The following is a 13,137-nucleotide window of genomic DNA, read 5'->3' on the forward strand; positions in this document are numbered from 1 at the left end:
TTGGGTCGCCGGTGGATGTCCTCCCCCATGTCGTCGCGCGGGAAAGTGCACTGCGTTGTTTTGCGCCAACGCAGCGCCACGGCCCGCCAGGCCGGGGTCAGCCCGCCCGTCGGCCGTCCACGAACACCGCGAGTTCGCCCGCCGAGAACGGCGTCCACTGCTCGTTGGTCGTCAGCGGCGCGGTCACGATCACGGCGACGCGGTCGTCGGGTGTCGTGTGTTGCGCGAAGTCCATCTGCACATCCTCGTCGGCCAGCTTCGCCAGCGTGAACGGGTGCTGCCGCTCGATGTACCAGAGCTTCGTCGACGCATGCGCCCACAGCGCCTGCCCGTTCGACAGCATGAAGTTGAAGGTGCCGTGCCTGGCCAGTTGCGGCGCCAGTTCGCGCAGCGTCAGCGTGAGTTCGGCGACGCTGGGCACGTCGGCATGCGACTTGGCCAGCTCCTGCATGAGCCAGCAGAAGGCGTGCTCGCTGTCGGTGTCGCCCACGGGGTGGAAGTTGCCGTGCAGCCGCGGCCGGAAGTCCTTCAGGTCGCCGTTGTGCGCGAACACCCAGTAGCGGCCCCACAGCTCGCGCACGAAGGGGTGGCAGTTCTGCAGGTTGACGCGGCCCTGCGTCGCCTTGCGGATGTGCGCGATCACGTTGCGGCTGCGGATCGGGTAGCGGCGGATCAGCTCGGCCACCGGTGACTCGCAGGCCGGCAGGTGGTCGACGAAGTGGCGCAGCCCGCGGTCCTCGAAGAAGGCGATGCCCCAGCCGTCGGCATGGTGGTCGGTGCGGCCGCCGCGCTGCGCGAAGCCGGTGAAGCTGAAGGTCACGTCGGTCGGCGTGTTGCAGTTCATGCCGAGCAGTTGGCACATGGGTTCAGGTCTCCTGTCGCGCGGGCAATGGGGCGCGCAGCTGCCAGGCCGCGCAGATGGCCAGGGCGCACAGCGCCGAGAGCATGAAGAACACCTCGTTGAACGCCGTCAGCCGCGCCGGGCTGCTGGCCGCCTGCGCGAGCGAATCGCCATGCGCCGCCAGCCGCCACTCCAGGGCGATGGCGCACAGGCTCACGCCGGCCGCACCGCCGAGCATGCGCAGGAAGCTGATGGCGCTGGCGCCCTGCGGGATGAGCGGCTTGGCCAGCGGGCGCATCGCGCCCAGGTTGAGCGACGGCAGGATGAAGCCCAGCCCGATGCGCCCGATGATCGCGAAGGCCACCAGCAGCCACAGCGTGCTGCCCAGCGTGAGCACCTTCATCAGCGCGAAGGACAGGGCCAGCAGCGCCAGCCCGATGCTCACCAGCAGCCAGGTCGCATGCCGATCGGCCAGCCGGCCGACGCCGGCGATGGTGATGGCCAGCACGATGCCCGCGGGCAGCATGATGGTGCCCACATGCGAGGCCGACAGGTGCAGCGCGACCTGCATGTACACCGGCAGCAGGTAGGTCGAGCCGAACAGCGCCGCGCCGTAGATGAACGACACCACGCTGCCCATCGCGAACGGCCGGTAGCCGAAGAGCGCCATGTTCATGAGCGGCGCGCCGCCACCGGCCGCCAGGCGCTTCTGCCACCACACGAACAGGGCCAGCGACAGCACGGCGCTCACCAGAAGCAGGGCGGCCTCGATCGGCGCGTTGCCGCGCAGTTCGACCAGGCCATTGAGCAGGCACAGCGTGCCGACCAGCCCGATGAGCAGGCCGCGCCAGTCCAGCCCGCCCGCGCGCGCGGCGGTCACGCCGCCGGGGGCCGTGGTCGGCACGAACTTGTAGGCCAGCCAGATCGAGGCCAGGCAGAACGGCACCACCATGAAGAAGATCGAGCGCCAGCCGAACAGGTCGACCAGCACGCCGCCGATGCTCGGTCCGATGGCCGGTGCCAGCACCACGCCCATGCCGAAGATGCCGCTGGCGCGGCCCTGCTCGTGCGGCTCGAAGGCGCGCAGGATGATGATGGCGGGAATCGGCTGCACCACGCCCGCGGCCAGCCCTTCGGCCACGCGCGCCAGCAGCACCAGCGAGAAGTCGTTGGCCAGCCCGCCGGCGACGCCGCCGGCCAGCAGCAGCACCATCGTGCCGACATAGGTGCGCCGGTAGCCGTAGCGGCCCAGCAGCCAGGGCGTGGTGAGCATCGACACCGTCATCGCGACCATGAAGCCCGAACTCACCCACTGCGCGCGTTCCTGGCCGAGCGCGAAGTGGTGGCTCATGCCCGGGATCGCCACGTTCACGATGGTCGAGGACATGATCGATGCCATCGTGCCGACCATCACGGAGAGCAGGAGGAACCAGCGGTAACGCTCGCCATAGCGGCTGCGCAGCGAGGGAAGAGGGGTGTCGTTCATCGGGTCGGGCGGTCGGCGGCACGGCCGTGTTGGCCTGTCCTACAAGGATACGGGCCTTTGCGCGGCGGGGCGCCGACGCGCGGCGCGGACAATGCTGGAGCTGTCTCACCCGTTGCGCCGACGCACCGTGGCGCAATCACACGAAAAGAACATACCCCATGGATTCCATCCTCCACGACAGCGGCCAGCCCGCCGCGTCGAACGAACCGGCCGACGCGCCGGCGGGCGGTAGCCAGTCGCTGGCCGCCGACCTGCGCGCGCCCACCATCAGCCGCGCCTACCAGTGCCAGTGCGGCCGCCCCGTCTTCCTCGGCAACAGCCAGTGCCTGGCCTGCCGCACGCCACTGGGCTACGTCACCGAGCGCCTGGGCGTCGTGCCGCTGGCTCCAGCCACGCACGACGGCGCCGAACCCGATACCTTCACCGTCTTCGGCGACACCGGCGGCAGGGCGTGGCGCCGCTGCGCCAACTTCCTGACCGCGGCAGGCTGCAACTGGATGGTGCCGGCACCGCGCGCCGGCGACGATCCGTCCTTCACCACCGACGGGCTCGCGCCCGGCTTCTGCCTGTCGTGCAGCGCCACGCGCACCATCCCCGATCTCTCGGTCGCGTCCAACGGCAACCTGTGGCGCAAGCTCGAGCAGGCCAAGCGCCGCCTGCTCTCGCAACTGCTCGCGCTCGGGCTCCCGGTGGTCACGCGCCATGCCGACCCGGTACACGGCCTGGCCTTCGACTTCCTGGGCAACGTGCCGGGTGGGCCGCACGTGCTCACCGGGCATGAAGAGGGCCTGATCACGCTCAATGCCGAAGAGGCCGAGGACGCCGTGCGCGAGCGCATCCGTGCCGAGATGCGCGAGCCCTACCGCACGCTGGTCGGCCACTTCCGCCACGAGATCGGCCACTACTACTGGGACCTGCTGGTCTTCCCCACGCCCTGGGTCGACGACTTCCGCGCGCTGTTCGGCGACGAGCGGGCCGACTACGCCACCGCCCTGCGCACGCACTACGAGAACGGCCCGCCGGCCGATTGGGCGAACCGCTTCGTCACCAGTTACGCGAGTTCGCACCCATGGGAAGACTGGGCCGAGACCTGGGCGCACTACCTGCACATGGCCGACACGGCCGACACCGCGATGAGCTTCGGTGTCGATGCGCAGAACGTGGAGCTCGCGAGCGACCTGTTCGAGCCCGCCGACCTGTGGCAGCCCGATCATCCCGGCGCGATGAAGTTTCTCGACTTCCTCAACGGCTGGGTGCGGCTCACCAACGTGCTCAACGAACTCTCGCGCAGCATGGGCCAGCCCGACTACTACCCCTTCGTGCTGCCGCGCGCGGCCGTGGGCAAGCTGCAGTTCATCCACCAGGTGATCACCGAGCAGCGGCAGCGCCGCCAGACAGGCGCTGCGCAGTCGGCGGGCACGGGCACCGATGTGGCGTTGGATGCGTCCGCATCGGTGGCCACGCCCCCGCGGGCGATCGAGACGGTCGGTACGACCGAGGGCCCAGCCCAGGGACAAGGCCAGGGACAGGGACAGGCGCAGACGCAGACGCAGGCGCAACAGCCCTTCTTCCAGACCGGCCTGCAGCAGAACCAGGGCCTGTTCGAGCACGGCACGGGCGCGGTGCAGCAGCACTGAGAGGCCGAGGGCCGATCAGATGGTGCGCTCGGCCGCCGCGGCGCAGCGCGCGCAGATGCACGCCAGGCCGCGCGCGGCCTCGGGCACGCGCTGCTTGAGCGCGTCGTCGAAGCGCGCCGTCATGCACCAGCACGGCCCCTGTGCCACGCCGGTCAGCCGCTCGATCTCCATCGCGCAGGCGTTCGTGGCCCCGCAGAGCGGGCAGCGGGTCGGGTCGACGGGGGGTGATTCGGGCATGGCGCGATTGTCGTGCCCGATCGGCCGCGTGCTCAGCGCGCCTCGTCGTCGCCCAGAAAGGCGAAATGCGAGGACATCGGGCTCGACTCCGGCAGCACGTACACCACGCCGTGTCGCGTGCCCAGCGCCGGCTTCACCTGCGCGTCGTAGAAGGCGGCAGGCACGTTGATGCAGCCATAGGAGATGCGGTTGTCCGCCACGCTCGGCGAGGCCAGCCGCTGCAGCCGCCATTCCGCCTTGTTCGTCGCGCGCACGCGGTGCATGGAGATCGCCGCGTCGTAGTCGACCCACACGATGTCCTCGCCCGAGGTGTTGCGGCCAGGCTCGGACACGAAGCGGCCCGCAGGCGTGGTGCGCTCGTGCGGCTCGATCCTCGCCATGGGCCGCTCGCCGATGCCGGGCACCGAGGCATCTCCGGAGGCCAGGCCGAGCAGCACCGGCGACGACGCCTTCAGCTCGCCCCGGGCGCCATAGACGAAAAGGCGCGCATTTTTCTTGTCGATCACCGCGAAGGGCTGCTGCTGGTTGTCGCCCGCGGCCACGGCGCGCCGTGCGAACGCGGCCGCGTCGGGGTCACCGGGCGCCGCATGGGCCGGCAGCTGCGCTGCGCCGCAGAGCAGCGACACCGCAACGAGTCGAGGCAGAAGAGGGGGCGAGGGCATGACGCGGTCCCGTGATCGTGAAGGGAAGGACGACGGGCCGGGCATCGCATGCGGTAGCCGGCCCTCGTTGCCTGGCAAGGCCTCGGCCTTGCGGCCAGCCTCAGTTGCGGTCCGCGCGCGCCGGGCGCATGGCGGGCTCGGCGGGCGCGTTCGGCGCCTGAGCCGGCGTCGTGGCCGCGCCGCTGTTCATCGGCATGGTGCCCGTCGCGCTGCTCGGGCCGGTGGGGGTGCCGGTGGTGCCCATCGGCGTGCCCTGCTGCGTCTGTTGGCCGGCGCCGGTGGCGGGGTTCGCGACGTTGGGGTTCGGCGGATTGCCCTGCGCCATGGCGACGCCGGCGGCGCCCATCAGCAGAGCGGCGAGAAGGGGAGCGGTGCGCTTGATCATGATGAATCTCCTTGGATGAATGAGAAGGGATCGAACCGGAGAACCCGGTGCCGTCGTCTCGACAGCTGCGTTCAGCCTATGCAGCCCCCGCGTTGCTCCCGTCGTCCCGGCGCGCGGTGCCATGTAGGAGAGGCCTGCCCCTGGCTGTGGCGCAGGGCACTGCGCCACTGACGGCCGAGGCCGGCGTCGCCATTCGCGGGGGTGGTTCAGACCTTGGGCGGCGGCTTGCGCAGCGCATCGCGCAGGCCGCCCACGATGCCGGCCTGCGTTGGCCGCGCACGCGTCACCATGCCGATCTCGCGATGGAAGGTCGCGTCGCCCAGCGTGACGACGCGCACGCCTTCGGGCACGCGCCAGTTGGCGCGCACGCGTGGCAGCAGGGCGGCGCCCATGCCCAGGCCGACCAGCTGCACGATGCCTTCGAGCTCGTCCATTTCCACGGCGTCCTGCACCTCGATGGCTTCGCTGCGCAGGAAGCGGTCGACCAGCCGGCCGCCGAAGGACGCGCGGTCATAGCGCAGGAAAGGCTCGCTGCCGAGAATGCGGCGCCAGTCACGCCCCTTGGCCTGCGGCGGCGCGAGCAGCACGAAAGGTTCCTGCCACAGCGGTTCCCACACCAGCTCGGGTGGCAGGCTGAAGGGCGGCCGGATCATCACGGCGGCGTCGAGCTCGCCGGCGTCGACCATGCCCAGCAGCGTCAGCGACACGCCCGGCACCACGCGCAGCCGCAGCTGCGGAACGCTGCGCCGCAGTGCGACCAGCGCGGCCGGCAGCCCGCCCGCCTGCACCGAGGCGATGGCGCCGATGCGCAGCGCGACCGAGAAGTCCGCCGCGCCCGGCCCGGCGTGCAACTGATCGGCCATGAGCACCAGCGCTTCGGCGCGTGCGAGCGTGTCGCGGCCGGCCTCGTTGAGCAGGGCGGTGCGGCCCGCCCGGTCGAACAGCGCGAAGCCCAGCGAGGCTTCGAGCCGCTGGATCTGCGCGCTCACGGCCGATTGCGTGAGCCCGATGCGTTCGCCGGCGCGCGAGAAGGTGCCGTGGCGCGCCACGGCGATGAAGGTGCGCAGTTCCTTGAGCATCGGTACCGATCGATGAAAGTGATGAGTCAGAGAAAAATATATCGTTTTTCAGCGTCAGCGGATTTTCCTAGACTTGCCGGTTTCCGTTCCAACCAATACGCCCCATGACCACCGCTGCCGCCGCCACGATCCCGCCCTTCCACCTCGCCTTCCCGGTGCATGACCTGTCGGCCGCGCGCGCCTTCTACGGCGGCCTGCTCGGCTGTCCCGAGGGCCGCAGTTCGCCGGACTGGATCGACTTCAACTTCTACGGCCATCAGATCGTGGCGCACCTCGCGCCTGACGAATGCGCGAACTCGGCGCTCAGCCAGGTCGATGGCCACGGCGTGCCGGTGCGCCACTTCGGCGCCGTGCTGTCGATCCCGCAATGGGAGGCGCTGGCCGCCAAGCTGAAGGCGGCCGGCACCGAGTTCGTCATCGAGCCCTACATCCGGTTCAAGGGCGAGCCGGGCGAGCAGGCCACCATGTTCTTCCGCGACCCGTCGGGCAACGCGGTGGAGATCAAGGCCTTTGCGAGCCTCGAATCGCTGTTCGCGAAATGAGCGGGAGCCGCATCGCGCTGTACTGTGCGCAGGCCCAGGCGTCGGCCTGGGCCGATGGCCTGCGCGCTGCGCTCCCCGGCACGCAGATCGACCTGTGGCCCCAGGCCTCGCCCGAAGCGCGGCACGCGATCGTCTGGACGCCGACCCAGGCATTCATGGACGCGCATCCCGCGCTCGAACTGATCTTCAACATGGGCGCGGGCGTCGATGCGCTACTCAAACTGCACCTGCCGCCCAAGGCACGCATCGTGCGCATCGAGGACGGCGGCATGGCCGTGCAGATGGCCGACTACGTCTGCCACGCGGTGCTGCGGCATTTTCGCGAGTTCGACGTCTACGACCGCGCGGCCGCGGCCGGCCAGTGGGCGCCGCGCCCGGACCGGTCGCGCAGCGACTTCCCGGTCGGCGTGATGGGCCTGGGCGTGCTCGGGCAGCGCGTGGTGAGCGCGTTGCAGCAGTTCGACTTTCCGGTGCGCGGCTGGAGCCGATCGCCGAAGACGATCGACGCGGTGCGCTGCTTCAGCGGTGCCGAACAGTTCGACGACTTCCTCGCCGCCAGCCGCTTCCTCGTGTGCATGCTGCCGCTCACGCCCGACACGCGCGACATCCTGTGCCGCGCTTCGCTGTCGAGGCTGCAGCCCGGCGGCTACCTGATCAACGTGGCCCGCGGCGCGCACCTGGTCGAGGACGACCTGATCGCGCTGCTCGACAGCGGGCACTTGTCGGGCGCGATGCTCGACGTGACGCGCACCGAGCCACTGCCGCCGGGCCACCCGTTCTGGTCGCACCCCAAGGTGACGATCACGCCGCACATCTCGGCGCAGACCGTGGTGTCGGAGTCGATCGCGCAGATGGTCTCGAAGATCCAGGCGGTACAGCGTGGCGAGGTGCCGGCCGGACTGGTGGACCCCGCGCGCGGCTATTGAAGACGCGACCATCGATCATTGAAAAGGCACCCGCGGGTGCCTTTTCATGCCGGTGCGGCGCGGCCGATCAGGCCTCGCCCTTCACCTTCAACCGCCACGCATGCAGCAACGGCTCGGTGTAGCCGCTCGGCTGCTCGATGCCCTTGAACACCAGGTCCTGCGCGGCCTGGTACGCAGCCGAGGTCTTGAAATGCCCGGCCATCGGCTGGTACAGCGCGTCGCCCGCGTTCTGCCCGTCGACCACGGCGGCCATGCGCTCGAAGGTCGCGTTGACCTGTTCCTTGGTCACGATGCCGTGCAGCAGCCAGTTGGCGATGTGCTGGCTGCTGATGCGCAGCGTGGCGCGGTCTTCCATCAGGCCGACGTTATGGATGTCAGGCACCTTGGAGCAGCCGACGCCCTGGTCGATCCAGCGCACGACGTAACCCAGGATGCCCTGCACGTTGTTGTCGAGTTCCTGCTGCTTCTCGTCGGCCGTCCACGCCGGCTTCGGCGCCACCGGCACCTGCAGCAGGTCGTTCAGGATGTTGTCGCGCTCGGCGTTGGCATCGATCTTCTCCAGTTCCTTCTGCACGTCGGCCACGCTGACCTGGTGGTAGTGCAGCGCATGCAGCGTGGCGGCGGTGGGCGAGGGCACCCAGGCGGTGTTGGCGCCGGCCTTGGGGTGCGCGATCTTCTGCTTGAGCATGTCGGCCATCAGGTCGGGCATGGCCCACATGCCCTTGCCGATCTGCGCCTTGCCGCGCAGGCCGCACGAGAGGCCGACCAGCACGTTGTTCTTCTCGTAGGCGGCGATCCACGGCGTCGTCTTCATGTCGCCCTTGCGCAGCATCGCACCGGCCTGCATGGCGGTGTGCATCTCGTCGCCGGTGCGGTCCAGGAAGCCGGTGTTGATGAAGGCCACGCGCGCGGCGGCCTCGGCGATGCAGGCCTTGAGGTTGACGCTGGTGCGGCGCTCCTCGTCCATGATGCCGAGCTTCACGGTGTTGGCCGGCAGGCCGAGCAGTTGCTCGACACGGCCGAACAGCTCGCTCGCGAAGGCGACTTCGGCCGGGCCGTGCATCTTCGGCTTGACGATGTAGATGCTGCCGGTGCGCGAGTTGCCCTTGCGCTTGAGGTCGATGGTGGCGATGGTGGTGGTCACGACCGCGTCGAGGATGCCTTCCGGGATTTCCTTGCCGCCCGCGTACAGGATGGCCGGGTTGGTCATCAGGTGGCCCACGTTGCGCAGGAACATGAGCGAGCGGCCGTGCAGCTTCAGCGGCTTCCCGTCGGCGCCGGTGTAGGCGCGGTCGGGGTTCAGGCCGCGGGTGAAGGTCTTGCCGCCCTTGGCCACTTCCTCGGTCAGCGTGCCCTGCACGATGCCCAGCCAGTTCGAGTAGGCCGTGACCTTGTCGGCCGCATCGACCACCGCCACCGAGTCTTCGAGGTCGAGGATGGTCGAGAGCGCGGCTTCCATGATCACGTCGCTGATGCCGGCCGGGTCGGTCTTTCCGATCACGGTGCTGCGGTCGATCTGGATGTCGATGTGGATGCCGTTGTGCTTGAGCAGCACCGACGACGGTGCCGCCGCGTCGCCCTGGTAGCCGACGAAGGCGGCCGGGTCCTTGAGCGAGGTGTCGCTGCTGTGCAGCGTGACGACCAGCTGGCCGTCCTTCACGTGATAGCCGGTCGCGTCCTTGTGTGAACCGTTGGCCAGCGGCGCCGCCTGGTCGAGCACGTTGCGCGCGAAGGCGATGACCTTGGCGCCGCGCACCGGGTTGTAGCCCTTGCCCTTCTCGGCACCGTCGGTCTCGGGAATGGCATCGGTGCCGTAGAGCGCGTCGTACAGCGAGCCCCAACGCGCGTTGGCGGCGTTGAGTGCGTAGCGCGCGTTCAGGATCGGCACCACCAGTTGCGGGCCGGCCTGCTGCGCGAGTTCGGCATCGACATTCGACGTCGTGGTCTGCACGTCCTTCGGCTGCGGCAGCAGGTAGCCGATCTTTTCCAGGAAGGCCCGGTAGGCCGGCATGTCGGTGATCGGGCCGGGGTGAGCCTTGTGCCAGGTGTCCATTTCGGTCTGCAGGCGGTCGCGTTCGGCCAGCAGCGCGATGTTCTTGGGCGCCAGGTCGGCGACGATGGCATCGAAGCCCTTCCAGAAGCGCGCGCTGTCCACGCCGGTGGCGGGCAGCACCTTGTCTTCGATGAAGCGATGGAGTTCGTTGGCGACCTGGAGGCCGTGGACGGTGGTGCGTGCGGTCATGGGGAAACCTCTGGAAGAAAGAAAGCGGGGAGGGTGGGACGCCGTGCTGCGTTCAGCTCCGTACTTTATTTGATACCGGCCAAAGCATTAAGAAGTTCGAAGTCGATTGATTTATGACAAAAATGAACTGAATCAGACCGTGCCGTCGAGCTTTGCGGCTGCTGCGCGCACAGGTGCGATGAACGCGTCGTCGTAGCGGTGGGCCGGCATCGTCAGCGTGACGGCGCCGGCGAGCCTGCCGTCGGCATGGAACACGGGCGCCGAAATCCCGCCCAGCTCGGCCGTGCGGTCGCCCACGGCCGCGCAGTAGCCCTGCTTCACGATCGCCTCGTAGAACGCCTGCTCGCCGGCGCCGGCCGGCCACTCGGCGCGCGGACCGAAGGCGATCAGGATGCGCGCGCCCGCGCCGCGGTCGACCGGCAACAGGTCGCCTGCGCGCACATGGTCGCGCACCATGTGCGGCGAGTCGACGCGGTAGAGGCAGAGGCGCACGTGTCGTTCGCCGTGGTCTTGCCGCACGTGGTACGCGGCGCTCTCGCCGGTGGCGCCCACCAGGTCGCGCAGCACCGGCGGCACCACCTGGTCGAGCGAGAACGACGCCGCGTACAGGCCATGCAGCCGCGCGATCTCGGCGCCCAGGGCATAGCGCCCGTCGCCCTGGCGGCGGATGAAGCGCGCATGTTCCAGCGAGGCCAGCAGGCGCAGCACCGTGCTCTTGTAGAGCTGCGTGCGCTGGGCCAACTGGGCGAGCGTCAGGGCGTCGTCGCCCGCCCGGAAGGCCGACAGCAGGGTCAGTGCACGGTCGACGGCGGCGGCGCCGCCCGGGGCGGCGTTGAGGTCCGACACGGACTCGGTCTGCGCTTTGCGCGGCATGGCGTCTCCTTGACGTGAAAGGCGATCGGCGATTTAATTCTGTTTGTCGGAATATAGTTCTATAAGATAGAACTATCAAGTCCGGCCTTCAGTTTGCGACAGGAGACAAGCCCATGACATCCCCCGACGTCCTCATCAGCGAGGTCGGCCCGCGCGACGGCCTGCAATCGGTCAAGGCCACGATGCCGACCGCTGACAAGTTCCGCTGGATCGACGCGCTGCGCGCCGCGGGCGTGCGCGAGATCGAGGTCGCTTCCTTCGTTCCTGCGCGCCTGCTGCCGCAGATGGCCGACGCCGCCGAGGTCGTGCGCCACGCGCTCACCTTGCCGGGCCTCACCGTCATGGCGCTGGTGCCCAACCGGCGCGGCGCCGAGGCCGCCTTGGCTGCCGGCGTCCACAAGCTCACGATGCCCGTGTCGGCCAGCGCCGCGCACTCGCTGGCCAACGTGCGCAAGACGCGCGAGGAAATGATCGAGGAGGTGCACGCCATCTCCGACCTGCGCCGCGATATCGCACCGCACGTCAAGCTCGAAGCCGGCATCTCGACCGCCTTCGGCTGCACGCTGCAGGGCGACGTGCCGGAGGACGAGGTGATCTGGCTCGCGGCGCAGTGCGTGGCCGCCGGTGCCGACGAATCCGGCCTGTCGGACACCGTGGGCTACGCCAACCCCGCGCAGGTGCGCCGCCTGTTCCGCCGCCTGCGCGCCGAGATCGGCGACAAGGCGGGCGCCGCCCACATGCACAACACGCGCGGCCTCGGCCTGGCGAACTGCCTCGCCGCCTACGAAGAGGGCGTGCGCACCTTCGACTCGTCGCTCGGCGGGCTGGGTGGTTGCCCGTACGCGCCGGGTGCGTCGGGCAACGTCGTCACCGAAGACCTGGTGTTCATGTTCGAGGCCATGGGCGTTCGCACCGGCATCGATCTCGACAAGCTGATGGCGGCGCGTGCGCCCCTCATGGCCGGGCTGCCTGGCGAGCCGGTGTATGGCATGACGCCCGAAGCGGGCCTGCCCAAGGGATTTTTTCAAGGAACGTCGCATGTCTGATTCGCCATTGCCTTACGCGGGCATCCGTGTCGTTGAGTTCACCCACATGGTGATGGGCCCGACCTGCGGCATGCTGCTGGCCGACCTCGGCGCCGAGGTCATCAAGGTCGAGCCGATCGAGGGCGACAACACGCGCCGCCTGCTGGGCTCGGGCGCGGGCTTCTTCCCGACCTTCAACCGCAACAAGAAGAGCATCGCGCTCGACCTCAAGCAGCCCGGCGGCGTGGAAGCGGCACTCCGCCTGATCGCCACCGCCGACATCGTGAGCGAGAACTTCAAGCCCGGCACCATGCAGAAGCTGGGCCTCGACTACGAGACGCTGAAGAAGCTCAACCCGCGGCTCATCTACGTGAGCCACAAGGGCTTCCTGCCCGGCCCGTACGACCATCGCACCGCGCTCGACGAGGTGGTTCAGATGATGGGTGGGCTGGCCTACATGACCGGCCGCTCCGGCGACCCGCTGCGCGCGGGCACCAGCGTGAACGACATCATGGGCGGCATGTTCGGCGCCATCGGCGCGATGGCCGCGCTGCGCCAGCGTGAACTCACGGGCAAGGGCGCCGAGGTGCAGTCGGCGCTGTTCGAGAACAACGTGCTGCTGGTCGCGCAGCACATGATGCAGTTCGCCGCCACCGGCAAGGCGGCCGACCCGATGCCCAGCCGCATCTCTGCCTGGGCCGTGTACGACGTGTTCACCGTGAAGGACGGCGAGCAGATCTTCCTGGCGGCCGTCAGCGACAAGCAGTGGGCGATCTTCTGCAAGGCCTTCGGGCTGGAGGACATGCAGGCCGACCCGCGCCTGAAGTCGAACAACGACCGCGTGCGGGCGCGCGACTGGATGATGCCCATCCTGCGCTCGCACCTGGCGGGCTACAGCGCCGCCGAACTCAGCGCAGTGTTCGAGAAGAACGAGTTGCCCTTCGCCCCCATCACCAAGCCGCAGGAACTGTTCGACGACCCGCACCTGAACGCAACCGGCGGCCTCGCGCCGATCCGCATGAACGACGGCCACATGGCCAAGGTGCCGCTGCTGCCCTTCACGCTCGACGGTGAGCGCCCGGGCATCCGCCTGCAGCCGCCCACGCTGGGCGAGCACACGAATGCCCTGCTCAAGGAAGTGGGCTACAGCGACGACGAGATCGCGGCCCTCAAGACCCAACACATAACCACCGGAGACTGAC

At 69.2% G+C, this 13,137-nt stretch carries 13 protein-coding genes; 5 read left to right on the forward strand and 8 right to left on the reverse strand.

The window, feature by feature from the left end:
• Positions 1 to 97: 97 nt before the first annotated feature.
• On the reverse strand, positions 98 to 862 hold the full coding sequence (locus N8A90_RS21555; RefSeq protein ID WP_262077204.1) for a class II glutamine amidotransferase: 765 nt from the start codon (positions 860 to 862) through the stop codon (positions 98 to 100).
• 4 nt (positions 863 to 866) lie between these two features.
• Entirely contained in the window at positions 867 to 2,327 is a 1,461-nt protein-coding gene (locus tag N8A90_RS21560; protein ID WP_262077206.1) for an MFS transporter, read from the reverse strand.
• 158 nt (positions 2,328 to 2,485) lie between these two features.
• Between N8A90_RS21560 and N8A90_RS21565 the strand changes: the two genes are divergently transcribed.
• Positions 2,486 to 3,964: a putative zinc-binding metallopeptidase gene (locus N8A90_RS21565; RefSeq protein ID WP_262077207.1), complete on the forward strand. Its 1,479-nt coding sequence runs from the start codon at positions 2,486 to 2,488 to the stop codon at positions 3,962 to 3,964.
• Positions 3,965 to 3,979: 15 nt separating this feature from the next.
• Here N8A90_RS21565 and N8A90_RS21570 read toward each other — a convergent pair whose 3' ends face one another.
• The 4 genes from N8A90_RS21570 to N8A90_RS21585 form a co-directional block, all read right to left on the reverse strand.
• Positions 3,980 to 4,201 (reverse strand): cysteine-rich CWC family protein, encoded by a 222-nt coding sequence (locus N8A90_RS21570; protein ID WP_262077209.1) that lies wholly within the window; start codon positions 4,199 to 4,201, stop codon positions 3,980 to 3,982.
• A gap of 32 nt (positions 4,202 to 4,233) precedes the next feature.
• Entirely contained in the window at positions 4,234 to 4,863 is a 630-nt protein-coding gene (locus N8A90_RS21575; protein WP_262077210.1) for a L,D-transpeptidase, read from the reverse strand.
• 100 nt (positions 4,864 to 4,963) lie between these two features.
• Positions 4,964 to 5,248: a proteophosphoglycan ppg4 gene (locus N8A90_RS21580; RefSeq protein WP_262077211.1), complete on the reverse strand. Its 285-nt coding sequence runs from the start codon at positions 5,246 to 5,248 to the stop codon at positions 4,964 to 4,966.
• 206 nt (positions 5,249 to 5,454) lie between these two features.
• Entirely contained in the window at positions 5,455 to 6,327 is an 873-nt protein-coding gene (locus tag N8A90_RS21585) for a LysR family transcriptional regulator (RefSeq protein ID WP_262077212.1), read from the reverse strand.
• Positions 6,328 to 6,431: 104 nt separating this feature from the next.
• Here N8A90_RS21585 and N8A90_RS21590 point away from each other — a divergent pair, with 104 nt between their 5' ends.
• Complete coding sequence (locus N8A90_RS21590) at positions 6,432 to 6,869, forward strand: VOC family protein (protein WP_262077213.1); 438 nt, start codon at positions 6,432 to 6,434, stop codon at positions 6,867 to 6,869.
• Entirely contained in the window at positions 6,866 to 7,795 is a 930-nt protein-coding gene (locus N8A90_RS21595; RefSeq protein WP_262077214.1) for a 2-hydroxyacid dehydrogenase, read from the forward strand. Before N8A90_RS21590 ends, N8A90_RS21595 begins: the two co-directional genes overlap by 4 nt.
• Positions 7,796 to 7,862: 67 nt before the next feature.
• Here N8A90_RS21595 and N8A90_RS21600 read toward each other — a convergent pair whose 3' ends face one another.
• Together N8A90_RS21600 and N8A90_RS21605 are read right to left on the reverse strand one after the other, a co-directional pair.
• Positions 7,863 to 10,037: a malate synthase G gene (locus N8A90_RS21600; protein WP_262077215.1), complete on the reverse strand. Its 2,175-nt coding sequence runs from the start codon at positions 10,035 to 10,037 to the stop codon at positions 7,863 to 7,865.
• 132 nt (positions 10,038 to 10,169) lie between these two features.
• A complete protein-coding gene (locus tag N8A90_RS21605; RefSeq protein ID WP_262077216.1) occupies positions 10,170 to 10,910 on the reverse strand; it encodes an IclR family transcriptional regulator in 741 nt (246 codons plus the stop codon).
• 113 nt (positions 10,911 to 11,023) lie between these two features.
• Between N8A90_RS21605 and N8A90_RS21610 the strand changes: the two genes are divergently transcribed.
• Complete coding sequence (locus tag N8A90_RS21610; RefSeq protein ID WP_262077217.1) at positions 11,024 to 11,956, forward strand: hydroxymethylglutaryl-CoA lyase; 933 nt, start codon at positions 11,024 to 11,026, stop codon at positions 11,954 to 11,956.
• The gene (locus N8A90_RS21615) at positions 11,949 to 13,136 is read left to right on the forward strand and encodes a CaiB/BaiF CoA transferase family protein (RefSeq protein WP_262077219.1); all 1,188 of its coding nucleotides are present in this window, start codon (positions 11,949 to 11,951) and stop codon (positions 13,134 to 13,136) included. Before N8A90_RS21610 ends, N8A90_RS21615 begins: the two co-directional genes overlap by 8 nt.
• The last annotated feature ends 1 nt before the right edge of the window (position 13,137 follow it).

It is taken from the genome of Variovorax sp. N23, from assembly GCF_025486315.1.
Lineage (GTDB): Bacteria > Pseudomonadota > Gammaproteobacteria > Burkholderiales > Burkholderiaceae_C > Variovorax.